The sequence below is a fragment of the Methylobacterium oryzihabitans genome, from assembly GCF_004004555.2.
Taxonomy (GTDB): domain Bacteria; phylum Pseudomonadota; class Alphaproteobacteria; order Rhizobiales; family Beijerinckiaceae; genus Methylobacterium; species Methylobacterium oryzihabitans.
The window spans coordinates 186641-210345 of record NZ_SACP01000006.1 but is presented as its reverse complement, the minus strand read 5'-3'; the positions used below and the strand labels follow the sequence as shown (position 1 = coordinate 210345).

Annotated in this window: 20 protein-coding genes; 13 read left to right on the top strand and 7 right to left on the bottom strand. The window is 71.4% G+C overall.

What is annotated here, in order from left to right; all coding sequences use genetic code 11:
• The first annotated feature begins 200 nt into the window (after positions 1-200).
• The 5 genes from speB (at position 201) to recF (ending at position 6359) form a co-directional block, all read left to right on the top strand.
• Positions 201-1184 (top strand): agmatinase, encoded by a 984-nt coding sequence (gene speB / locus EOE48_RS08815; RefSeq protein WP_127728423.1) that lies wholly within the window; start codon positions 201-203, stop codon positions 1182-1184.
• Between the two features lie 591 nt (positions 1185-1775).
• Complete coding sequence (gene dnaA, locus EOE48_RS08810) at positions 1776-3266, top strand: chromosomal replication initiator protein DnaA (protein ID WP_127728422.1); 1491 nt, start codon at positions 1776-1778, stop codon at positions 3264-3266.
• A 315-nt stretch (positions 3267-3581) separates the two neighbouring features.
• Positions 3582-4703, top strand: a complete 1122-nt coding sequence (gene dnaN, locus EOE48_RS08805; RefSeq protein ID WP_127728421.1) for a DNA polymerase III subunit beta — start codon at positions 3582-3584, stop codon at positions 4701-4703.
• Positions 4704-4897: 194 nt separating this feature from the next.
• Positions 4898-5149, top strand: a complete 252-nt coding sequence (locus tag EOE48_RS08800; protein ID WP_127728420.1) for a ribbon-helix-helix domain-containing protein — start codon at positions 4898-4900, stop codon at positions 5147-5149.
• A gap of 49 nt (positions 5150-5198) precedes the next feature.
• Positions 5199-6359, top strand: a complete 1161-nt coding sequence (recF, locus tag EOE48_RS08795) for a DNA replication/repair protein RecF (RefSeq protein WP_127728419.1) — start codon at positions 5199-5201, stop codon at positions 6357-6359.
• Here recF and EOE48_RS08790 read toward each other — a convergent pair.
• Positions 6297-7538 carry a GGDEF domain-containing protein gene (locus tag EOE48_RS08790; RefSeq protein WP_187371353.1) on the bottom strand — a complete coding sequence of 414 codons (1242 nt, stop codon included), beginning with the start codon at positions 7536-7538 and terminating at the stop codon, positions 6297-6299. The genes recF and EOE48_RS08790 overlap by 63 nt on opposite strands.
• 318 nt (positions 7539-7856) lie before the next feature.
• Between EOE48_RS08790 and recQ the strand changes: the two genes are divergently transcribed.
• Entirely contained in the window at positions 7857-9710 is a 1854-nt protein-coding gene (gene recQ, locus EOE48_RS08785) for a DNA helicase RecQ (protein ID WP_127728417.1), read from the top strand.
• A gap of 23 nt (positions 9711-9733) precedes the next feature.
• Here the strand turns inward: recQ and EOE48_RS08780 are convergent, their stop codons facing one another.
• Complete coding sequence (locus EOE48_RS08780; protein ID WP_127728416.1) at positions 9734-10132, bottom strand: cupin domain-containing protein; 399 nt, start codon at positions 10130-10132, stop codon at positions 9734-9736.
• 10 nt (positions 10133-10142) lie between these two features.
• Positions 10143-10925: a MetQ/NlpA family ABC transporter substrate-binding protein gene (locus EOE48_RS08775; protein WP_127728415.1), complete on the bottom strand. Its 783-nt coding sequence runs from the start codon at positions 10923-10925 to the stop codon at positions 10143-10145.
• Positions 10926-11225: 300 nt separating this feature from the next.
• Here EOE48_RS08775 and EOE48_RS08770 point away from each other — a divergent pair, with 300 nt between their 5' ends.
• Both EOE48_RS08770 and EOE48_RS08765 read left to right on the top strand, forming a co-directional pair.
• Entirely contained in the window at positions 11226-11735 is a 510-nt protein-coding gene (locus tag EOE48_RS08770; protein ID WP_127728414.1) for a methylated-DNA--[protein]-cysteine S-methyltransferase, read from the top strand.
• Positions 11736-12101: 366 nt separating this feature from the next.
• Positions 12102-14021, top strand: coding sequence for a capsular polysaccharide export protein, LipB/KpsS family (locus EOE48_RS08765; RefSeq protein WP_127728413.1), 1920 nt, complete (start codon positions 12102-12104; stop codon positions 14019-14021).
• A 27-nt stretch (positions 14022-14048) separates the two neighbouring features.
• On the opposite strand, the gene polA is transcribed toward EOE48_RS08765, so the two are convergent.
• The gene (gene polA / locus EOE48_RS08760) at positions 14049-17141 is read right to left on the bottom strand and encodes a DNA polymerase I (RefSeq protein ID WP_127728412.1); all 3093 of its coding nucleotides are present in this window, start codon (positions 17139-17141) and stop codon (positions 14049-14051) included.
• Between the two features lie 273 nt (positions 17142-17414).
• Here polA and EOE48_RS08755 point away from each other — a divergent pair, with 273 nt between their 5' ends.
• The 3 genes from EOE48_RS08755 to EOE48_RS08745 all read left to right on the top strand — a co-directional run bounded on the left by EOE48_RS08755 (position 17415) and on the right by EOE48_RS08745 (position 18934).
• Complete coding sequence (locus EOE48_RS08755) at positions 17415-17906, top strand: hypothetical protein (RefSeq protein WP_127728411.1); 492 nt, start codon at positions 17415-17417, stop codon at positions 17904-17906.
• The gene (locus EOE48_RS08750) at positions 17885-18577 is read left to right on the top strand and encodes a ribonuclease T2 family protein (RefSeq protein WP_425463638.1); all 693 of its coding nucleotides are present in this window, start codon (positions 17885-17887) and stop codon (positions 18575-18577) included. The genes EOE48_RS08755 and EOE48_RS08750 overlap by 22 nt, the downstream gene beginning before the upstream one ends.
• Before the next feature lie 99 nt (positions 18578-18676).
• Complete coding sequence (locus tag EOE48_RS08745) at positions 18677-18934, top strand: hypothetical protein (RefSeq protein ID WP_425463637.1); 258 nt, start codon at positions 18677-18679, stop codon at positions 18932-18934.
• A gap of 434 nt (positions 18935-19368) precedes the next feature.
• Here EOE48_RS08745 and EOE48_RS08740 read toward each other — a convergent pair whose 3' ends face one another.
• Positions 19369-19797, bottom strand: coding sequence for a hypothetical protein (locus EOE48_RS08740; protein WP_127728410.1), 429 nt, complete (start codon positions 19795-19797; stop codon positions 19369-19371).
• Between the two features lie 92 nt (positions 19798-19889).
• On the opposite strand from EOE48_RS08740, the gene EOE48_RS08735 reads away from it, so the two are divergent.
• A complete protein-coding gene (locus tag EOE48_RS08735) occupies positions 19890-20441 on the top strand; it encodes a hypothetical protein (protein WP_127728409.1) in 552 nt (183 codons plus the stop codon).
• 41 nt (positions 20442-20482) lie between these two features.
• Here the strand turns inward: EOE48_RS08735 and EOE48_RS30465 are convergent, their stop codons facing one another.
• Entirely contained in the window at positions 20483-20770 is a 288-nt protein-coding gene (locus tag EOE48_RS30465; RefSeq protein ID WP_425463639.1) for a nucleotidyltransferase family protein, read from the bottom strand.
• Here EOE48_RS30465 and EOE48_RS08725 point away from each other — a divergent pair.
• The gene (locus tag EOE48_RS08725; protein ID WP_127728407.1) at positions 20735-21583 is read left to right on the top strand and encodes a 23S rRNA (adenine(2030)-N(6))-methyltransferase RlmJ; all 849 of its coding nucleotides are present in this window, start codon (positions 20735-20737) and stop codon (positions 21581-21583) included. The two genes, EOE48_RS30465 and EOE48_RS08725, sit on opposite strands and share 36 nt — an antisense overlap.
• Here the strand turns inward: EOE48_RS08725 and EOE48_RS08715 are convergent.
• Positions 21550-23673 carry a flagellar motor protein MotB gene (locus EOE48_RS08715; RefSeq protein WP_246154052.1) on the bottom strand — a complete coding sequence of 708 codons (2124 nt, stop codon included), beginning with the start codon at positions 23671-23673 and terminating at the stop codon, positions 21550-21552. The genes EOE48_RS08725 and EOE48_RS08715 overlap by 34 nt on opposite strands.
• Positions 23674-23705 lie beyond the last annotated feature (32 nt).

Below are 23705 nucleotides of genomic sequence, written 5' to 3'. Positions count from 1 at the left end.
CGTGAAAGGCGCTGGAAGCACGGGGAACCCGTCCGGCCGAGCCGGCGGGTCCGTGAGCCGCGGTCTATAAAGGCGGCGGGCCGGAAGGTCAACGCTTCCGTCGGCGGCAAGCCGGGTCCGCCCGCCGGGTCCGCCGGCGTTGCGGCGGGGACCGGCTCCGGGCCACTCTCGCCGGGACCCGACACCGGAAGGAGACCCGCATGACCGACCTGCCGCCGCGCCTCGCGCGCTTCCAGCCCCTGTCCGGCATGGCGATGCCGCGCTTCGCCGGCCTCGCGAGCTTCATGCGGCTGCCGGTGCTCGACACCGCCGCGGCCGTGGCCGAGCCCCTCGACATCGCGCTGTTCGGCATCCCGTTCGACAGCGCCACCACCAACCGGCCGGGCACGCGGCTCGGGCCGCGGGGGATCCGCGAGCAGTCGGCGCTGATGCGGCTGGTCAACCACGTCACCGGCGCCTCGCCCTACGAGACCTGCGCCTGCGCCGACGTCGGCGACGTGCCCGTCAACCCGGCCGACGTGGTCGACACGCTCGGGCGGATCGAGACCTTCGTGGCGCCGCTCGTCGGCGCCGGCATCACCACGCTCGCCATCGGCGGCGACCACCTCGTCACCTATCCGCTGCTGCGGGTGATCGGCCGCAACTCCCCGGTCGGGCTGATCCACATCGATGCCCACAGCGACACCACCGATTCGTATTTCGGCGGCGCCAAGCTCACCCACGGCACGCCGTTCCGCCGGGCGATCGAGGACGGCGTGCTCGACCCGACGCGCACGGTGCAGATCGGCATCCGCGGCACCCTCTACGCCCGCGACGAGCGGCAATGGGCCCTCGACCAGGGCATCCGGATCCTGGAGATGGAGACGGTCATCGCCCAGGGGCTGCCGGCGGTGATCGAGGAGGCACGCTCGATCGTCGGCGCCGGCCCGACCTATGTCAGCTTCGACATCGATTCCCTCGACCCCGCCTTCGCGCCCGGCACCGGCACGCCGGAGATCGGCGGCTTCACCTCCCGCGAGGCGCTGTTCCTGGTGCGCGGCCTGCGCGGCCTCAACCTCGTCGGCGCCGACGTGGTCGAGGTCGCCCCTCCCCTCGACCCGAGCGGCACCACCGCCCTCGTCGGCGCGACGATCGCGTTCGAGCTGCTGTGCCTGCTCGCCGAGGCGCGGGGGCGGCGCGCCTGAGGCGTCAAGGGGCCGGCGGGGCGGGCCGGCGTTTCCACCGCCCCGCCCACCGCGGTGCCCCCGCTCTCGACAAGTGCCGGCGCCGCCGGCGAAACGTCGATCCGCCGCACGACCGCTTCCACGAACCGTTCACGATTCCAGGCCGTTGTGCCGGGACAGGCTGTGGGCGGGGCGTGGGCGGGCCGATCTCTCAACGATCGGTTTACCATCTCGCCAATGGTTCCTGTTGCGAAGCTTCACCAGGGCAGCTTAGTTTTCCCCGGTGCCGCGGTTCGGGCCGCGGGTTCCCGAGCATTTCCAAGCAAGATCCGACACCATCCACCGCCCCGGCGGGCCGGAAGGTCGTGCCGTGGCGCGGCCTGACCGTGAAAAGGGTTCGATTGTGGAGATCCGGTGAACCGGAGCTTTAACACAAACGAGACTTCTTGTTGATAGATCCGAGATAACCACGGGAAAGACGCCGGACGCGGTTGACGTCCGGCGCCGGCCACGAGGCGGCGCGCTCCCCGGACCGGAGCGTGACGAAGAGTCAGCGTATCGGCGTACGGGCCGGCGGCGGGCAGCCGCCACCGGTCCGAGGAAGGACCAGTCATGCGTTTGGACGGCAGCTTGGCGGAGGGGGTCGACCCCGTCTCCGCGATGGGCGACGGCGCGGTGCAGGCCGCCTGGCAGCGGGTGAAGCGCCGGCTGCGGGCGGAACTCGGCGAGGACGTGTTCGCGAGCTGGTTCGCCCGGCTCGAACTCCAGGACGTCGAGGGCGGCATCGCCCGGCTGACCGTGCCGACCCGCTTCCTCAAGAGCTGGATCGAGTCGCACTACCTCGACCGGGTGCTCGCCACCTTCCGCAGCGAGGCCGACGGCATCGAGGGCATCGCGGTCGGCGTGCGCGGCGCCTCCGCTCCGCCGCGCCCGGCGGCGCCCAAGGCGGCGGCCGCCCCGCGGCCGGTCCCGGCGATGTCCGCCCCCGCCCTGCCCGAGGGCGGCGAGGCCGAGCGCGGCCCCCGCCACGCCCATCCTCCCGCCTCCGGCGAGGCCGGCGACCTCGGCGGCGCGCCGCTCGACGCCCGCCTGACCTTCGAGAGCTTCGTGGTCGGGCGCTCGAACGCGCTGGCCCACGCGGCGGCCGAGCGGGTGGCGCGCACCGACGGCGGTCCGGCGCTCTACAACCCGCTCTACTTCCATGCCGGCGTGGGCCTGGGCAAGACGCACCTGCTGCACGCCATCGGGCACGCCGTGAAGATGGCCGGGCGGCGGGTGACCTACCTCACCGCCGACCGCTTCATGTACGGCTTCGTCAACGCCCTGAAGACCCAGAACGCCCTCGCGTTCAAGGAGCGGCTGCGGGCGATCGACCTGCTGATCCTCGACGACGTGCAGTTCATCCAGGGCCGCTCGATCCAGGCCGAGTTCGGCCACACCCTCAACGCGCTGATCGATGCCGGACGGCAGGTGGTGGTCGCCTCCGACCGGCCGCCGGCGGAGCTGGAGAGCCTCGACGAGCGCGTCCGCTCGCGGCTGGCCGGCGGGCTCGTGGTCGAGATCGGCACCCTCGACGAGACCCTGCGGGCGCAGATCCTGCTCTCGCGCCTCGAGGCGGTGCGCGCCGCCCACCCGTCCTTCGAGGTCGGGCCGGCGGTGGCCGAGTACGTCGCCAAGGCGATCACCGCCAACGGCCGCGACCTCGAAGGCGCGGTCAACCGGCTGCTCGCCCACGCGACGCTCACCGGCGCCCCCGTCACCCTCGACACCGCCGAGACCGCCATCCGCGACCTCGTCAAGAACCGCGAGCCGAAGCGGGTCAAGATCGAGGACATCCAGAAGCTGGTGGCGAGCCGCTACAACGTCTCGCGCTCCGACATCCTGTCCGAGCGCCGCACCGCCGCCGTGGTCAAGCCGCGCCAGATCGCGATGTACCTGTCGAAGGTGCTGACCCTGCGCTCGCTGCCGGAGATCGGCCGCCGCTTCGGCGGGCGCGACCACACCACGGTGCTGCACGCGGTGCGCAAGATCGAGAAGGCGATCGGCGAGGACACGGCGCTGTGCGACGAGGTCGAGCTGCTCAAGCGCATGCTGCAGGATTGATCCGGTCCGGGGTGATCGGACCGCAATCCGGTCGCCCGCAGGGCGACGCGATATGGCGAGGGCGAAGAGCGCCCTGCGGAGCGGGTTCGGGGGGACGACTATCCGCCCGAACGCAGAGCGAAGCGAAAGCCAAAGTCACGGCGACACGACGTGTCGCGCGTGACTGCCGGCGCCTGAGGCCGAGCAACGAGGAAGTCGCCCGGCTTGCCTTCGGGGGGCGCCTTCGCCAATGTTCCGCTCCCGTGCGCGGCGCGGGACGAGAGATGCGGTGCCGGCCCCGTGGGGGTCGGACAGGACGAGACACGGATCACCCTGATGAGAGTCACCGTCGAGCGCGCGGCCCTCCTACGGTCGCTCGGCCACGTGCACCGCGTCGTCGAGCGGCGCAACACGATCCCGATCCTGTCGAACGTGCTGCTGCGCTCCGACGCCGCCGGGCTGCAGCTCAAGGCGACGGACCTCGACATCGAGGTGACCGAGACGATCCCCGCCGACATCGCCGACGGCGGCGCCACCACGGTGCCGGCCCACGTCATCTACGACATCGTGCGCAAGCTGCCGGACGGCGCCCAGGTCTCGCTGGAGACCACCGGCGAGACCGGCCAGATGGTGATCCGCTCGGGCCGCTCGCGCTTCGCCCTCGGGGCGCTGCCCGAGACCGACTTCCCCGACCTCGCCGCCGGCGAGCTGCCGCACGGCTTCCAGCTCCAGGCCGCCGAGCTGAAGCGGCTGATCGACAAGACCCAGTTCGCGATCTCGACCGAGGAGACGCGCTACTACCTCAACGGCATCTTCTTCCACACCATCGAGGCCGAGGGTTCGCTGAAGCTGCGCGCCGTCGCCACCGACGGCCACCGGCTCGCCCGGGTGCAGATGGAGGCGCCGGAGGGCAGCGCCGGCATGCCGGGCATCATCGTGCCGCGCAAGGCGGTGGCCGAGATCCAGAAGCTCGTCGAGGACGGCGGCGAGAGCGTCACCGTCGAGATTTCCTCCGCTAAGGTGCGGTTCAGCTTCTCCAGCGGCGTCACGCTGATCTCGAAGCTCATCGACGGCACCTTCCCGGACTACCAGCGGGTGATCCCGAGCGGCAACGACAAGCGCCTGACGGTGGAGCGCGAGCAGTTCGCCAAGGCGGTCGACCGGGTCTCGACCATCTCGTCCGAGCGCGGCCGGGCGGTGAAGCTCGCGATGGCGGAGGGCCGCCTGTCGCTGTCGGTGAACAACCCGGATTCCGGCAGCGCCACCGAGGAGCTCGACGCCGACTACGAGGCCGCGCCGCTCGATATCGGCTTCAACGCCCGCTACCTCCTCGACATCACCGCCCAGCTCGACGGCGACACCGCCCTGTTCCGCCTCGCCGACCCGGGCTCGCCGACCCTGATCCAGGACAAGGAGGGCGCCCCGGCCCTCTACGTGCTGATGCCGATGCGGGTGTGATACAATTTTCGGACGATCAGTTCCGAAAATCGTATCACCAACTCGCGCGGCGCCTGAGCGAAGCCGGTTTTTTGCAGCGCGAAGCGATTGCACGGCCATCGCCACGATCCCGCAGGGATCGCCGAGCGATCAATCAGAAACCGTGTGAGGCGGCCGGCTTGCCCGATCCGCCCGCCCCTGTCAGGGTGGGCGGCATGTCGAAATCCGTGGTTCTGGACCTTCCGGCCGAAGAGATCCTCGACGGTCTCATGCGCACCGGGCGCGACCGGTCGGAGGGCGATGCCGTCTCCGACGCGCTCCGCCTGCTGAGGGCGCAGGAGGCGGAGGCGTCGCGCCTGAGGACGGCCTGGAGGGAAGGCGGGGAGAGCGGCGTCCATCGTCCGGCGGACGCCGTCCCTGCAGGCCTTCGCCAGCGCTACGCCGGACCTGCGGATTGCACGCCCTGATGCACGGGGCGCACGACCGAAACGGCCACCCCGACATTCCATCGGCACGATGACCGCCCCCGACGCCGCCGGCGTCACCCGCCTGATCCTGCGCGACTTCCGCAACCACGCCGATCTCGATCTCGGCGTCGGGCGCCGCTTCGTCGCCCTCGTCGGCGAGAACGGCGCCGGCAAGACCAACCTGCTGGAGGCGCTGTCGCTGTTCGCCCCCGGCCGCGGCCTGCGCCGGGCGGACTTTTCCGTGATGGCCCGGGAGGGCGGCAGCGGCGGCTTCGCGGTCTCGCTGTCCCTCGCCGGCCCGCATGGCGAGCACCGCATCGGCACCGCCTGGGAGCCGGCCCGCAACCGCGAGGACGCCCGCGCCGGCCGGCTGTGCCGGATCGACGGAGCCACCGCCCCCTCCCCCACCGCCTTCGCCGAGCACCTGCGGGTGGTCTGGCTCACCCCCGACCTCGACGCCCTGTTCCGCGGCCCGGCCGGCGACCGCCGCCGCTTCCTCGACAGGCTGGTGCTGGCGGTCGATTCCGGCCACGGCGCCCGGGTCAGCGCCCTGGAGCGGGCCCTGCGCTCGCGCAACCGCCTGCTGGAGGAGGAACGGCTCGACGACGGCCCGTGGCTCGACGCGGTCGAGCGCGAGGTGGCCGAACTCGCCGTCGCCGTCGCGCTCGCCCGGCGCGAGACCGCCGAGCGCCTCGACCGGCTGATTCTGTCCACCCGGGACGAGGCCTCGCCGTTCCCCTGGGCGGCGATCCGGCTGGAGGGCGACATCGACGACCTCGTGGCGGTGTGGCCGGCGGTCGATGCCGAGGACCGCTACCGCGCGACCCTGCGCCAGAACCGGTTTCGCGATCGCGCCGCTGGCCGCACCCTCGCCGGGCCGCAGGCCTCGGACCTCGTGGTGCGCCACGGCCCCAAGGACGTGCCCGCCGCCACCGCCTCGACCGGCGAGCAGAAGGCGCTGCTGATCGGCCTCGTGCTCGCCCATGCCCGGCTGGTCGCCGGGATGAGCGGCATCGCGCCCTTGATCCTCCTCGACGAGGTCGCGGCCCATCTCGACCCGCGCCGCCGCGCCGGCCTGTTCGACGCCCTCGACGCCCTGCCCGGGCAGGTCTGGATGACCGGCGCCGATCCGGCCCTGTTCGGGGAACTAGGGGATCGGGCCGACCTCGTCGCCGTGGGGGAGGGCGGCGTGCGGATCGCGGCGCCCTGACCGGGGCCGGGCGGCGTCGCCGGGATCGGCTGCCGGTGCGACCCGCCAGCCGTCGCGCCCCTCGGCCTTCGCCCGGTACAGGGCGAGGTCGGCCCGATGCAGCGCCCGGTCGAACGGCTCGCCCTCGATCATCGCCGCGACGCCGAAGCTCGCGGTGACGGCGGCCTCCGCCGGCACGAGGGCGTAGCGGGTGACCCGGACCAGGGCCCGGACCGCCTCGACCCGCGCCAGTGCCGCGGCGAGCCCGCCCTCCGGCAGCACGACGCCGAACTCCTCGCCGCCGAGCCGGCCGCACAGGGCCGTCTCGCCGAACCCCGCCCGCAGGCTCGCCCCGAAGGCGCGGATCACCTCGTCCCCGGCGGCGTGGCCGAACCGGTCGTTGATCGACTTGAAGCGGTCGAGGTCGCACAGGACGACGACGCGGCCACGGGCGGCGGCCGGTCGCGCGAGGGCGGCGCCGACCCGCTCCAGGAACCCGGCCCGGGTGAGCACGCCGGAGAGGCCGTCGCGCTGGAGGCGCAGGCGCGCCTCCTCCATCACCTCGCGCACCACGACCCCGATCAGCGCCAGCCCGAGGCACAGCGACAGGATGCCGCCCGCGGTCTGCGAGTAGAACGCATAGGTGCTCAGGACGTAGTCGCGCACACCCGGTCCCGCGCCGGCGAGGCCGGCGAGGATCGCCTTGACCAGGAACTGGGCGGCGCTGAGCGCCAGGATCGCCGCCAGCGCGAGGTCGGCGGCCCGCCGGGGCGAGGCGGCCAGCACGATCCCGGCCGCGACCGCCAGCATGGCGGCGAACGGGGTCTGGTAGCCGAGGGCCTGTCCCCAGCTTCCCCGCTTGAGGTCGAACACCACGGCGGCGTTGAACACGACGGCGAGAGCGTAGAGCGAGGCGAGCCAGCGCAGGCCGGCGCCGGGGCGGTAATGGCGCAGGAGGCCGGCGGTGATCGCGGTCAGCGCCAGCATCAGCAGCCCGAACGAGGCGGCCGAGGTGAGGCGCACCCAGGGGAGGACCGGGGAGAACGCCTCGACCGTGACGGTGGCGGCGGCCGACAGGAAGCCGGCGGCGCACCAGCGGCCGAGACGGATGTCCGACCGCCACGTCAGCCCGAGGAACGCGGCCGCGAAGGCCGTGCCGATGGAGAAGTTGATGGCGAGCAGGAACGTCGCGCTGGTCATGGACCCGGTGTGCCGCGGAGGGCGTGCGGCGGGGAGCGGCCGTGGCGACGGCATACCGTGGTTGTCGCGACAGCGTCACGCCCCGCTTTCAGATCATTCGCAGTCGCATGAGAATCCCGGGTGCGGTCCACGCGACGGCCGGATCACGGTGCCTGCGGAGTGTCCGTCCGGCTGACATCGTCGCCGACGAACAGCCGCGCCGGATCCGCCACGCCCGGCGGCACCGCGGCGCCTCCCCGATCCCGCCATCGTGAGGTAAGGGTTCATCGACGCTTCTCCCGGGCGCGAATCGCCCCAACCCGGTCCCGACCCCGCCCGATGACAGACCGCCTCGACGAGGCCCGCGCCGCCCTGCGCAGCACCTTCGGCTACGACGATTTCCGCCCCGGTCAGGCGGAGGTGATCGGCGCCGTCCTCGACGGCCGCGACGTGTTCGCCGTGATGCCGACCGGCTCCGGCAAGTCGATGACCTACCAGTTGCCGGCCCTGGTCGAGCAGTCGCTCACCGTCGTGGTCTCGCCGCTGATCGCGCTGATGCACGATCAGGTGCAGCAGATGCTCGGCTTCGGCGTCGCCGCCGCGACGCTCAACTCCACCGTCTCCGAGAGTGCGGCGCGCGAGACGTGGCGCGGGATCCGCGCCGGCACGCTGCGGCTCTTGTTCGTCTCGCCCGAGCGGCTGCTGATGGAAGGGCTGATGGAGGCCCTGCGCGGCGCCGGGGTGCGCCGGCTCGCCGTCGACGAGGCGCATTGCGTCTCGCAATGGGGCCACGACTTCCGGCCGGAATACCGCGACCTCGCCCGCGCCCGCGAGGCGCTCGGCGACGTGCAGACCGTGGCGCTCACCGCCACCGCCGATGCGGCGACCCGCACCGACATCAGCGAGCGGCTGTTTCCGCGGGAGCGCCCGCCGGAGGTGTTCGTCCACTCCTTCGACCGGCCGAACATCCGCCTGACCTTCGCGCCGAAGGACCAGCCGACCCGCCAGCTCGCCCGCTTCCTGCGCACCCGCAAGGCCGAGAGCGGCATCGTCTACTGCTCCTCGCGCAAGCGCACCGAGCAGATCGCCGACCTGCTGCGCGCCGACGGCTTCAACGCGCTCGCCTACCATGCCGGCCTCGACCAGGGGGTGCGGATGAGGAACCAGGACACCTTCCTGCAGGAGGACGGGGTGGTGATGGTGGCGACCGTCGCCTTCGGCATGGGCATCAACAAGCCCGACGTGCGCTTCGTCTGCCACGCCGACATGCCCTCCAACGTCGAGGGCTACTACCAGGAGATCGGCCGCGCCGGCCGCGACGGCCTGCCGGCCGACACGCTCACCCTCTACGGCCTCGACGACATGGCCTTGCGCCGGCGCCAGATCGACGAGAAGGACATCCCCGACGACCGCCGCCGGGTCGAGCGGCGCAAGCTCGAGGCGATGATCAGCCTGTGCGAGGGCGCCACCTGCCGGCGCCAGTCGCTGCTCGGCTATTTCGGCGAGGCGATCGGGCCGTGCGGGCGCTGCGACCTGTGCCGCGGCGGCCTCTCCCTCGTCGACGGCACGGTGGCGGCGCAGAAGGTGCTGTCGGCCATCGTGCGCACCGGCCAGCGCTTCGGCGCGGCCTATATCTGCGACCTCGTCCACGGCAAGGAGAGCGAGCAGATCCGCCGCAACGGCCACGCCGGCCTCAAGACCTTCGGGGTCGGGTCCGACAAGCCCGTGGCGGCGTGGCGGGCGATCCTGCGCCAGCTCTTCGCCGCCGGCGCCGTGGCCGAGAACACCGACGGCTACGGCGGTCTCGCGATGACCGACAAGGGCGAGGCGATCCTGTTCGGCCGCGAGACCGTGCAATTGCGGCCCGACCCGGAGCCCCGCCCGCCCAAGGAGCGCCGCAGCCGCACCGCCGCCGCCGACCGCGACGACGGGATCGGCCTGTCGGACGAGGACGAGGCCCTGTTCCAGCACCTGCGCGGCCTGCGCGCGACGATCGCGCGCCAGGAGGGGGTGGCCGCCTACATGATCTTCCCCGACCGCACCCTGATCGAGATGGCCCGCGCCAAGCCGATCGACCTGTGGGCCCTGCGCTCGGTCCACGGCGTCGGCGAGCGCAAGCGCGAGGCCTACGGCGCGCGGTTCGTCGACGAGATCAAGCTGTTCCTCGCCGACGCGGCCAAGCGGGCGGGGTGAGCCGGCCTGCCCGGATCGGACGCTCAGGGGGCGTCCGGGGCACGCACGTGCTCCAGCCAGACGACCTCATCGCCGTCCGGGCGGGCCTCATGGATGGCGATGTGGACGAAGTGGTGCCCGGGACTGGCCCCGTGCCAATGCTCCTCGTCCGCGTCGATCCACGCCGTGTCGCCCGGCCCGAGCGTCAGGACCTCGCCGCCGCGCTGCTGCACCTGCCCCCGGCCCGAGACGACGTGGAGGATCTGCCACGAGGGATGGGTGTGCCACGCCGTGCGGGCGCCGGGCTCGAACGACACCCGGTAGACCCGCACGTCGTGCGGCGGCCCCCCGCGCACGATCTCGTCGCGCCAGACGGTGCCGGCGAAGCCGGCCGGTGCCCCCTTGAGGCTCGGCACCCGGTTCTCGTTCCACAGACGGACCATGACGCGTCCCTCACCAGCCGGCGAAACCGGCTCCGGGGAACCGCTTCTCGATGAACGCCTTCACGTCCGGCGACTGATAGGCGGCCACCAGCTTCTTCACCCACGGCGCATCCCTGTCTCTGGCGCGGACGACGATCTCGCAGACGTATTGCGATTGCGGCTTCTCGAGCAGGATCGAGTCGCGCTGCGGATTGAACCCGGCCAGGAGCGCGTAGTTGGCGTTGATGACCGAGGCGTCGACGTCGTCGAGGGCGTGGACGAGTTGCGCGGCTTCGAGTTCCCGGAAGCGCAGACCCTTCGGATTGTCGACGATGTCGAGGGGAGTCGCCCTGGCCTCGGAGCCCGGCCGCAGCGTCAGCAGGCCCGCCTCCTGGAGCAGGATCAGGCTGCGCGCCTCGTTGGCCGGATCGCTACCGATGCTGATGAGCGATCCTTTCGGCAGATCCTCGAGGCGCTTGTGCTTCCTGGAATAGACCGCGATCGGGAACAGCACCGTGCGTCCCACGGGAACGATGTCGTAGCCGCGGGCCTCGATCTGGGCCTTCAGGAACGGCGGATGCTGGTAGCTGTTGGCCTGCAGGTCGCCGGCGGCGAGGGCGGCGTTCGGCTGGATGTAGTCGTTGAACTCGACGATCTGGACGGTCAGGCCGTCGCGCGCGGCGACCTTCGCGGCGGCCTCCAGAACCTCGGCATGGGGTCCCGTGGTCGCACCGACCTTGATCGTCTCCGCCTCGGCGACTCCGAGCGAGACGACGAGCGTCAGCAGGGAGGCCACGAATCTGAACGTCTTCATCAATGAACTCTGTATTCCGGTCACGCACGTTTGCATGCGCTTCATTCTTATAGTTCGATATGACGCAAAGTTGCTTTTGTTTTTTCGCCGATTTGTGGGATCCGGAGCTGTGAACTGGAGACCGGACAGAAAGATCTTCCCGGCGGAGATCGGCCGGGATCGTCTCCCCGGTCGCCGGGTCGGGCTCGGCGGCGCCATCCACACTTCGGCGGCCGACACGGTGGGGCACACCGTGGCGCCCGGGCCCCGACCGGCTACACTGCCGGGCGATCCGCGAGGCGATGCAGGTCGAGGATGTCCATGCCCGACACGCTCTACACCACCCTCGACAGCCCGATCGGCCCGCTGCTGCTCGCCGGGGACGGCGTGCGGCTGTCGCGGCTCGGATTTCCGACCGGCAAGGGCGCGGTGACGCCCCGGCCGGACTGGCGGCGGGACGACGACGCCTTCCCCGAGGTCCGCGCACAGCTCGGCGCCTATTTCGACGGCCGGTCGACCCGCTTCGACCTCGCCCTCGACCCGCGCGGCACGCCGTTCCAGTTGCGGGTCTGGGAGGCGCTGACCGCGATCCCGCCCGGCGAGACGATCAGCTACGGCGAACTCGCCCGCCGCATCGGCCGGCCGAATGCGAGCCGCGCCGTCGGGGCGGCCAACGGCGCCAACCCGCTGCCGGTGATCGTGCCCTGCCACCGGGTCATCGGCGCGGGCGGCGCCCTCACCGGGTTCGGCGGCGGGATCGCGACCAAGCGCTGGCTGCTCGCCCTGGAGCGCGGCGAGCGGCTGGAGACCGGGCAGCTGGCGCTGCTGTGATACCAACGGTCGTCGAAAACGATCATTGGTTCCGTTCTTGAATTTCCGTCAAGCCCAAGGTCCCGAACGTCTGGGCTCGGCATCGCAAATTCGAGATGGATCAATGGTCCTGTCGATCTCGGGCCTGCCCGAGATCGAAGTCGATGCGTCAGCATCTTGGGCGATTGGTATGATACGGTTGTCGGAACGCGTCGTCCGAAATGCGTAGCGGAGCCCGACGCGGCCGGCAACTCTGGACACCCGCCGGCGGCGCGATGGTATCCAGGCGATCCGTCGCCTCGCCTCCGGACGACCATCCGCCTGCGAGCCGCCGATCCCGATGAAACCTTCCGATCGGGACCCATTGCAACAGAAGGGCTTGTCACGATGGATTTCAGTTGGAGATGGGTGCGCAAGCCGGCGGATCCGCTCGGACCTCGCACGACCGTCCTGACGGCCTGCGACAAGCGTTATCTGCCCTACGCCAAGGCCCTTCTGCGAAGCATCGATCACTTCTCGCCGGGACAGACGTTCATCGTCCTGCTGATCGATCACGACCAGGACGACCTGGCCGAACTGGAGGTCCTTGCCAGTGAGGTCAGGCACACGACCGTCCTCACGGCCTCGGACACGAGCGTGACGCCGGCTCCCATGAGCCGGGAACAACGGCTGGCCTATTACGCCTCGGCCCGCTTCCTGTTCGCACGCTCGTTGCTGGATCAGGCGAGCGGGCCGGTGATGTGCATCGACGCGGACTCGCTCGTGGTGGGCTCCCTGGAGGCCGACACCGCCGTCGAGGCCGGTGCCGACGTCGCCCTGTGGCGGCGGGACAGGACTCATACGCTGGATCACCAGAAGGTCGCCGCGGGCGTGGTCGTCCTGTTTCCGACGCGCGGTGCGAAGCTCTTCGCCACGCGCGTCTCCGAGATCCTGACGGCCCGCTTCGCGGCCGGCGAGGCGCTCTGGTACGTCGATCAGGCGGCGCTGTTCCGGGCGATGACCGAGTTGGCCGGGGAGGTCCGCGTCTCGGACCTGCACCGCCGCTTCCGGGACTTCGAGGCGTTCGGCGCCGGCTCAGCGCTGTGGTCGGCCAAGGGCGACCGCCAGGCGTTCGGCGAGCCGTTCGCGTCGCTGCTCAGGATCTTCGGCGATTCCGAATACGCCCGGGTGCAGGCCAAGCACGTCCTCAACCGCGCCGGCCGCCTCACCCACAGCAAGGTCGGCGCCTTCTACGAGGCCAATCCCGGACTTCGGCAGCGGCTGCCGCGCTCGGGTACCCTCTACCTGCCCCGGATCGACCTGCCGTGGAAGCCGTACAAGGGCAATGCCGCGCCGGCCCTCAGCGACGACACCCTGGCCGTCCGCCTGACGTGGAAACAATTCGCGAGCCTCCTCGCCAACCGCTTCGAGACGAAGGGGGTGCGCATGGAGATCCAGGAGATTCCCGCCTGGGAGATCACGCCCGAGCGGGTCAACGGGTCGAGCGGCGATTTCGCACTCGTCGCCCACAAATGCGATTTCCAGATGCCGGGCCTGGACCTTCCCGTTCATTTCTACATGCAGGAATACATGCCCTGGCTGTTCACGCTGGATCCGGCCGGCTGGGGCGCAGGAGCCTCGGCCTATCCGGTTCCGCCCGGCGATCTGGTAGGAACCCCGGCAGGTGAGCCGGAAGCCTTCGACGATTACAGGTCGCAGCTCGATCGGAGGACCCTCGGGACCAAGTTTCCCCAGGCGGCCCAGCGCGAGTCCTCACGGACGGACTCTCCGGACTACGATCTGTTCATCCCTCTCCAGATTCCGCACGATCAGGTCATCCAGTTCTTCTCCGACGTGCGGCTGCCGGAGATGCTGGAAGCGGTGACGACGTTCGCGACGCGCAGGAACCTGCGCCTCGTGCTGAAGCCCCATCCGGCGAATCTCAAGGCGACCCGGGCCTTCCGATCCCTGGCCGACGATCGCAACGTCTTCTGGTCGGAGGACAACATCCACGACCTGATCGCCCGATCGACAGCGGTGTTCACCATCAACAGCAGCGTGGGCTTCGAGGCGATGCTGCACGGCAAGCCCATCGTCACCCTCGGGCGGACTCTGTACGACGCGGCGACGATCCGGGGCCGTCTCGACGATCTCGACGGGGCCTGGGCGCAGTGCCGGGACTGGGACGTGGAGGACGGCCTCGCCCGCTACCGTGCCTTCTACACCTGGTTCTGCGACCGCTACGCCGTCGACCTCAGCCGTCCGGCGCAGCGCGACCGCAGCCTCGACCACCACGTCGGACGCCTGCTGTCGCGCGTCTATGGCTGACGGCGGGCATCGCGGACGCTCCCCGCCTCAATGCGCCTCCTGCCAGTTCGCCGCCGCCTTGGCCTCGACGGCGAGCGGCACCCGCAGGCTCACCGCCGGGTGCGGCGCCTCCTCCATCACCCGGGCGATGATCGGCAGCGCCCGCTCGACCTCGTCGTCGGGCGCCTCGAACACCAGCTCGTCGTGGACCTGCAGCAGCATCCGGGCCGAGAGGTTTTCGGCCGCGAGGGCGCCCTCCATCCGCACCATCGCCCGGCGGATGATGTCGGCCGCCGTGCCCTGGATCGGCGCGTTGATCGCCTGCCGCTCGACCGAGGCGCGCTCCTGCGGGTTGTTGGAACGGATCTGCGGATAGTGGCAGACCCGGCCGAACAAAGTCGTGACGTAGCCCTTGTCGCGGCAGGTCTTCTTGGTGTCGTCGATATAGGCGCGGATGCCGGGGAAGCGCTCGAAATACTGCTTGATGAAGGCCGCGGCCTCGCCCTGCGGGATGCCGAGCCGGTCGGCCAGCCCGAAGGCCGAGATGCCGTAGATGATGCCGAAATTGATCGTCTTGGCGCGCCGGCGCAGGTCCGGCGTCATCTGGTCGAGGGGGACGCCGAACATCGCCGAGGCGGTCGCCGCGTGGATGTCGATGCCGTCCTCGAACGCCTGCCTGAGCTGCGGGATGTCGGCGATGTGGGCGAGCAGCCGCAATTCGATCTGGCTGTAATCGGCCGAGATCAGCTTGTGGCCGGGCTCGGCCACGAAGGCCTGCCGGATGCGCCGGCCCTCCTCGGTGCGGATCGGGATGTTCTGGAGGTTCGGCTCCGACGACGACAGCCGCCCGGTGGTGGTGGCGGCGAGCGAGAACGAGGTGTGGACCCGGTCGGTGCCGCGGTCGGCGTGTTCCTGGAGCGCGTCGGTATAGGTCGATTTCAGCTTCGAGAGCTGGCGCCATTCCAGGATCTTCTTGGGCAGGTCGTGCCCCTGGCCGGCGAGTTCCTCCAGCAGCGTCGCCGGGGTCGCCCACTGGCCCGACGGGGTCTTCTTGGCGCCGGGCAGGCCCATCTTGCCGAACAGGATGTCGCCGATCTGCTTGGGCGACGACACCGAGAACTTTTCTCCGGCCGTCTCCTGGATCTCGTCCTCCAGCCGGGCGAGCGACTGCGAGAAGTCGCCCGACAGCCGGCTCAGCATGCCGCGGTCGACCCGGATGCCCTCCCGCTCCATCCGGGCGAGGATCGTCAGCAGCGGCCGCTCCAGGGTCTCATAGACGGTGGCGCGGCGCTCGGCGACGAGGCGCGGCTTCATCACACGCCACAGCCGCAGGGTCACGTCGGCATCCTCCGCCGCGTAGGCGGTCGCCCGGTCGAGGGGCACCCGGTCGAACGTCACCTTCTGGCGGCCGGTGCCGGCGACCTCCGCGAAGGTGATCGGCTGGTGGCCGAGATGGCGGCGGGCGAGTTCGTCCATGCCGTGCGAGCCCTTGCCGGCGTCGAGCACGTAGGAGATCAGCATCGTGTCGTCGAACGGCGCCACCTCGATGCCGTGGCGGGCGAGAACCAGCCAGTCGTACTTGATGTTCTGGCCGACCTTCAGCACCGCCGGGTTCTCCAGCATCGGCTTCAGGCGCTCGCGGACCGCGGTCCAGGGAAGCTGGTCGGCGATGCGCCGGAACTCGCCGGTCGCCGCCTTGCCGCCGAACAGGTCGCCGTCGCCCTTGGCCTCGACCGGCTCGACGTGGTCGAGCGGGATGTAGGCGGCGCGCCCCGCCGCGGTGGCGAGCGAGACCCCGACGAGGTCGGCCTTCAGGGCGTCGAGGGCGTTGGTCTCGGTGTCGACCGCGACCACGCCGGCCTCGACCGCCTCGGCGATCCAGGCGTCGAGCCGCTCCAGCGAGGTCACGGTCTCGTAGGCGCCGGTGTCGAACGGCTTGACCGCCTCGGCGGCGCGGGCGGCCACCAGCGTGGCGGGCGACGCCTCGGCGGGCTTCCTCGGTGGCGGCGGCGCGTCGGGCAGGTCGAGGTCGGCGAACGGGTCGACCTCGGCGACGGGCGCGGCATCCGGCGCGTCGCCGAAGAACGGCGTCACGTCGCTGCCGCCCTGCGGGTTGGAATAGCCCGGATCGGCGCCGCCGGGCAGCAGGGCCGGGTCGGGCCGCACCGCCTCGGGGTCGACGTGGAGCAGCGACGCGATCCGGCGCGTCAGCGTGTTGAACTCCATCGCCTTGAGGAAGCCGACGAGTTTCTCGGGGTCGGGCTTCGGCAGGCCCAGCGCGTCGAGGGGCACCGGCACCGGCACCGCCTCGTCGAGCGCCACGAGCCGGCGCGACAGCCGGGCCTGATCGATGTGGCCGAGGAGCGTCTCGCGGCGCTTGGGCTGCTTGATCTCGCCGGCCCGCTCCAGCAGGGCGTCGAGGCTGCCGAATTCCTTGATGAGGGCGGCGGCGGTCTTGAGCCCGATGCCCGGCACGCCCGGCACGTTGTCCGAGGTGTCGCCGATCAGCGCCAGGGCGTCGCCGATCTGCTCGGGCGCCAGCCCCTCCCAGCGCTCCATGATCGCGGCGCGGTCGAGGCTGCGCTCGGGCCGGTAGCCGGGCTTGCCCTTCTGGCCCGATTCGAAGTCGTAGAACCGCACCGTCTCGCCGACGAGCTGCATCAGGTCCTTGTCGGAGGACACGATGATGACCCCGGCGCCCCGCGCCTCGGCCTGCCGGGCGTAGGTGGCGATGAGGTCGTCGGCCTCGTAGCGGATCAGCTCGATCGGTTCGAGGCCGAAGGCCCGCACCGCGTCGCGCATCAGCGGCATCTGGCGCTTGAGGTCGTCGGGGGCGTCGGGCCGGTGGCCCTTGTAGTCGGGAAAGATCTCCTTGCGGAACGAGCCCTCCGACTTGTCGAACACGATGCCGAGATGAGTCGGCACGATGCCGGCCGCGCCCTCCTGCACGAACTGGGCGATCTTGGCGCAGAACAGCCGCACCGCGCCGGTCGGCAGCCCGTCGGACGGCCGGAAGTTGTAGCGCTCGGGCTGGTTGATCGACTGGAAGTAGGCCCGGAAGATGAACGACGAGCCGTCGACCAGGAGCACCTGGTCGCCGGGGCCGACGGGCTTGGGGGCGGGAGGGGTGTCGAGGGTCATGGGCGCTCGGATCCGGCGGTCGCGCCTGTCTTAGGGCGTCGGGCGCCGCGGGACCACCGCCGCGACCGTCGCATGACCGGCACGGCGCTGTGGACGCGCGCGGGCACGGGTGTGCCCGCAGCACACCAGCCGCACGCGAAAGCGCGCCGGCCCGCCGCCGCGGCTTGACTTGGGGAGGGCCGGCGGCATCGTCGGCGCTCACGCTTCCAGGCGGGCCGGGGTGGGCCCGTCGCCCGGCGCGGTGCCCCCGCGCCCCACGAGGTCCAGGCCCGCATGCGCCACTCCCGTCTGCCTTCCGCGAAGACGCTCCTCGCCACCGTCGCGCTCGCCGCGTCCGCCGTCGCTGTGGCCGCCCCCGCCGGCGCCCGCTCTCCCCGGCAGGAGGTCCAGCCCGCCGAGGAGCGCGAGTTCCCCTTCGACGCCAACATCCCGGGCTGCCAGGACCCGGCGGTGCTGGAGGAGGTGTCGAGCAACTTCGCCGAGAAGGAGGCGAAGTTCTGGAACTCCTCGCTCACCATCGTCGGCTTCGACAGCATCGAGCGCACGGCGTGGCGGCCCTGGGGGCTCGACTTCATCCCGCGCCGCTACTGCTCGGCGGTGGCCACGACCTCGGACGGGCTGCGCCGGCGGGTCGACTACTCGGTGCGCGAGAGCACCGGCATCATCAGCTCGACCTGGGGGGTCGAGTTCTGCGTCCACGGCCTCGACCGCAACCTCGCCTACGCCTACGCCTCCACCACCTCGTGCCGCGAGGCCCGGCCCTGAGCCCGCTGCGCCGCTTCTCCGCCGTCGCGGCGGCCCTGGCCGCGGCGGCCCTGGCCGGCCCGACGGCCCGGGCCGTCGCGCAGGAGCGCGGCGGCACGCCGGGCGTGTTCGACTTCTACGTGCTGGCCCTGTCGTGGTCGCCGACCTTCTGCACCCTGACCGGCGAGCAGCGCGGCAACCCGCAATGCGACGCCGGCAAGCGCCTCGGCTTCGTCGTCCACGGGCTGTGGCCGCAATACGACCGCGGCTATCCGAGCGAGTGCGGCGCCGCCCCGCGCTCGCCGTCCCGCATCGCCCTGGAGGAGGCCGCCGACGTCTTCCCGACCGAGGGGCTGGCCCGCCACGAGTGGCGCCGCCACGGCACCTGTTCGGGCAAGGACCCGGCGAGCTACTTTCGCGATGCCCGCCGCGCCCGCGCCGCAGTGACGATCCCCGACCGCCTGATCCGGCCCGACGGGGACCAGCGCCTCGCCCCGATCGACATCGCCCGCCTGTTCGTCGCCGGCAATCCCGGCCTGCGCCCCGACATGATGGCGGTGACCTGCCGCTCGGGACGGCTGGAGGAGGTGCGGATCTGCTTCTCGAAGGACCTGCGCGGCTTCACGCCGTGCCCCGAGGTGGCGCGGCAGAACTGTCGGGCGGGGGAGGTGGTGGTGGAGGCGTCGCGGTAGATCGCGGGCCCCGGCCCGACCGGCAGGCGGACCTGGAAACGATCGCGCCCGAGGCAGCCCGCCGGCGATCGCCAAGCTCGTGATGGGATGTCGCTTCTCGTGCGCGACGATGACGTGCATGATACCGGGATGACAGAGCTTCTCGATCGAGCCGTCCAGCGCGTGCGCGCTCTTCCCTCCAGCCAGCAGGACGAGCTCGCGCGGATCCTGCTCCGTCTGGCCGGCGACGAAGAGGCGATCTACCGGCTCACTCCCGAGGAGGAGGTCGACCTGATCGAGGCCGAGGCCGAGATTGCGCGCGGAGAACTGGCCACGACCGCCGAGGTCGACGCCGTCTTCACGAAATTCCGTCCCTGAGGCTGCGCTACACCAGCACCGCGCTCCGGCAGATCGAGGACGCCCTGTCCTCCCTCGCGGCGCGATCGCCCGGGGGCGCCGCAGGGTTGCGGGACCGCATCCTCGCCGCGGCAGCGCTGATCCGGGAGCATCCTCACGCGGGACAGGCGATCAGCCGGCCGGCGGCCCGACGCGTGGTGCTGGCTCCGTGTTCCCAGGTCCTGTTCTACCGGGTGTCGGCCGCTCTCCGGAGCCGGTCCGCGCTGAAGGCCGAGGTCCGGCGCGGCTTCGCCCCTGTCCGGAGGTGGCGCGGTACAATGGCCCTGACCAATCCGACCATCCCAGGGCGTGATGTCGGTCAGAGCCGAGGCGTTCTCGCCGATCGTCTCGTGCGCCGGGATGCGCATCAGGTCGGATGCCCGGATGAATTTTACTCGATCGTTAATCCATGCTCATTATCGAGCGACTTTTACCGAGTGAACGTTCAAAGTTCTGCCGGCCGCCCCACAGGCGTAAACACCAAGATTGACCTTTTTTCCGATGGCAAGCATCTCTTCCAGCGCGCTTTTCGTGCGCGCTGTGGTGACCGCATCTTTATCAACATACTCATTATCAACATTGATGAATGTGCGGGTCCCCTTTTTTTCTTCCACAACAATTCCCGCTAAATATAATCCGCTGCGATCGAAGTCGCGTTTGACGACTCGCCCTTGAATCGTTGCTGGGAAGCACTCGTCTCGCGGGACTAGGTTTTGTATCCCCGTCACTCGTCCGCCTGGGCCCATAGTGATTCGAGCAGAGGTCGCCGACGCCTCGGAGAAACTGCCCGCAAGACAGACAGCGAGCACAATCGTCGACGCGAGCCGGCCATAGAAAACAGGCATTGTTCGAATCTCCAGGCGCCCAACCAAAGAGTCGTTGACTGATTGTTCCAAACAGGCATCTTAACGTGGACTTTAGAGCAGCGAGGTCGCTCATGCAATGGGGCCTTGTTTCAGGGGTTGCACTGGCCTGTCTTGCCGGAACGACGACGTCACTGCGGGCCGAGAACACGATCGTACTCGACACCTTCTTCTCTGGAATTTTGCCTCGATGCCAGGGATCGAAGTCATTCGAGCAATTCAGAACGTCGCTTGCCGACCGGTATGGACATGATGCAAATGGGAAGCGCCTAAAATCTAATACTCCAGTCACAGCTCCGACAGAGATCAAGCCGGCACTGGGTTCCATCTCTGCGAAAAACAAGGGCGAATATACGTTAGTGCTTGTGCCACTGTCTGGCACTTTCCGGTCGCTGCCGGTCAGCGCCGTCGAGTTCGTGTTCGGCAATGAGAACGGCTACGATATGACGATCGTGCGCTTCTCGGCATCGCGATCCAAGGTCGCCCAGGTCCTTGACCAGGACATTGCGCGAGCTAAGCGCCTGCTCAAGCGGCGCTTTCAGGCTGGCGAAACCGGCGCGGACCAGTCGGTCACACTCGACGTCGAGGGGGGACAAACGCGCCTGATCTGCGACACCTCGAATTAGCCTTTGATACGATTTTCGGACGATTGGTTCCGGACAGCTCATCAACCGCCCGCACGGCGCGTGAGTGAGGTCGGCTCCAGGCCGACGAAGACGTCGACGTCCGAGCCCTCCCGTGCCTCGCCGCGGGCGCAGGAGCCGAAGAGAGAGGTGCGCGACGCCGGCCCTCCGCAAGGCGGCTTCGGCCCGCTCGAGCCGGGCGATGAGGTCGTCACGGGGCATGGGGCGATGATACGGACTTCGCCGGCCGCCGCCGACACCGATCCGGACCGGCCGGCCACACGGGGACGGAGTTCGTGAATTACCGCCACGCCTTTCACGCCGGCAACCATGCCGACGTGCTCAAGCATCTCGTGCTCGCCCGGGTGCTCGCCTACCTCCAGCGCAAGCCGGCGCCGTTCCGGGCGATCGACACCCATGCCGGGCTCGGCTTCTACGACCTCGCCGCCGACGAGGCCGAGCGCACCGGCGAGTGGCGCGACGGCTGGGGCCGGCTCGACCTGCCGTTCGCCCCCGAGGTCGAGGCGCTGCTCGCCCCCTACCGCGAGGCGGTGGCGGCGGTGCGGGAGCGGCACGGGCCGCGGACCTATCCGGGCTCCCCGGCGCTGATCCGCGAGTTCCTGCGCCCCGGCGACCAGGGCGTGTTCGTCGAGTTGCACCCCGCCGACGGGGCGGTGCTGCGCGAGCGGTTCAACCGCGATCCCCGCACCAAGGTGATGAATCTCGACGGCTGGACCGCCCTGCCCGCCCTGATCCCGCCGAAGGAGCGCCGCGGCCTCGTGCTGATCGACCCGCCCTACGAGGTCGGCGGCGAACTCGACCGGCTCGGGCGCGACCTCACCCGGGCGGTCGCGAAGTGGCCGACCGGCATCTACCTCGCGTGGTATCCGATCAAGGAGGTGGCGGCGATCGACCGGCTCGCCGCCGGCCTCGACGCGGCGCTCGGCCGGCCGGCGCTGCGCCTCGACCTGATGATCGACCGCCCGGACGACCCGTCGCGCCTCACCGGCAGCGGGCTGATCGTGGTCAACCCGCCCTATACCCTGCGCGAGGAGGCCGAGACCGTGCTGCCGGCGCTGGCCGAACGGCTCGCCCGCGGCGCCTATGGCGCCTATCGCTGCGAGGCGCTCGGCCCGGCGGCGTGAGACAGGCCGCCGCCGACGAGGCAGCCGGCGAGATAGGCCGCGAGCAGGAGCGCGGCGGTCTCGACCCACAGGCCGGAGCGGCCCGGCACGAGACCGGCGACCGCGACCGCGCCGGCCGCGAGGGCGAGCCCCGTCACCAGGGCGGCCCCGGCGCGGGCGAGGCGGCCGGCGGGCAGGCCGGCCCAGTACCCGGCGACGCCGCCGAGGAGGAGCGCGGTGAGGAGCGCCGGCCACAGGGCGGCGAGCAGGATCGTCACGACGGACCTCCTCAGGAGCGCAGGGAGAACACGACCGCCCGGGCCTCGGCCGGCGGGTCGCTGGCCGGAACCGGGGCGATCCGGTCGGCGCCGATCCCGGCCTTGAGCAGGTAGTCGACGATGACCGCGGCGCGGCGCTGCGGCAGGCCGGGATCCGGCATCGCGGCGGCCGGCGCCGCCTCGGGCTTCGCCGCCCGGCCCTTGCCCTTGGCCTGATCCTTGGCCTGATCCTTGGCCTGATCCTTCACCGGGACCGGCTTCGGCTCGGGGGCCGGTGCGGTGCCGGGCGGGTCGTCGTGGCCCGCGACGGTGAAGCGCTCGCCCGGGCAGGTCAGGGCCAGGGCCGCGAGGTCGTCGAGCACCGGGTAGAAGTCGGGCCGCAGGTCGGCGCTGCCCGGCGCGAACCGCACCGGCCGGGCGGTGATGCGCCCGGCCAGCGCCGTGCGGCACGCCTCGGCGCCGAGCCGCGCCTCCGGCGGGGGCGAGCTGCGGCCCGAGGCCGGCGAGGCGGCGCGCCGCCTCCGGGTACAGGCTCTCGCCGGTCAGGCTCAGGCTCGCGTCGCGGGCGACCAGTTCGCCCCTGGCGAGCTGGCCGAGGACCGGGATCGCCCCGCGCAGGGCCGCGACGAGGCCGGCCGGCGCGCCCTCGGCGGTGCGGGTGCGGTCGATGATCCGCTCGCCGAAGCTCTGCTGGCGCAGGGCGGCGACGAGGGCAGCCCGGCTCTCGGCGTCGGGCAGGTGCCCGGCGAGCGACAGGCTGTCGACGTCGCGCCGGATCGTGACGACGTAGGGCGAGACCGCGCTCGCCGTGAGGGCGACGCTGCCGCGGCTCATGCCCTCCGGCAGGCTGCCGGTGGTGAGGGCGTCGGCCTCGCGCAGGGCCTGGGCGTCGAGCGCCGCGCCGCGCACCGACAGGGCGCCGCCGTCGAGCGACACCGTGCCCTCGCACAGCAGGGCCAGCGCCGCGAAGGCGCGCTCGATCAGGGCGCGGCCGTCGAGGCCCGGCGGCAGCCCGCGGGCGATCCGCATGCCGTCCTCGACCGGAGCACCGTCGGCGGCGGCGCGGGCGGCGGCGAGGATGCCGGCCCGCGCGGCCTCCGAGACCGCGTAGCCGTCGAGGCGCAGGGAACCGTCCGGGCGGCGGGTCGCCGACCAGACGAAGCGGCCGACCTCCGCCGGCTCGACCGCGACCGTCCCGATCGTGAATCCGTCCGGCGGCGCCGACAGCGCCTCCCGCAGGGCGGCGTAATCGGCGACCGAGGCGGCCTCGCCCGACAGCGACAGGGTGCGGTCGCTCAGCGAGCCGGTGGCGCCGGGCTTGAGCCGCGCCGTCTGGCCCAGCAGGAAGGTTGCGCCCTTTGCGAATTCGGGCGGCGCGCCGCGGGCGGCCCGGGCGAGGTCGCGCACCGCGAGGGTGTCGGGAATGGCGGGGGACAGCTCGGCCAGCAGGGCGGCGCGGCCGGTCTCGGCCGGGCGGAAGCCGCCGAGGTCGAGGCGGCCGGCGCCGCGCAGGGTCGCGGTCCACACGAACGGCGAGACCGATTCGACAGTGCCGAGGCGGTCGACGATCCGGCGCGGGCCCGGCAGGGCGGAGAGGCGGTCGAGGGCAGCGCGCCGTTCGGCGGCGTCCGGCGCCTCGCCGAACGCCACGAGGTCGCGGCCGCGCCGCTCGACCCGCAGCCACGGCTCTGCGCCCTCCGGCCGACTCGCCTCGGCGACGCCGGCGGCGTCCTCGCCGAGATCGGCGTCGAGCCCCGATTCGGCCCACAGCGTCCCGCCCAGCCACAGCCCCGCGAGCAGCGGAAGCCCGGCGACCCAGCCGATCGAACGCATCGCCACCTCCCGGCCGCCCTCCGGCCCGACGG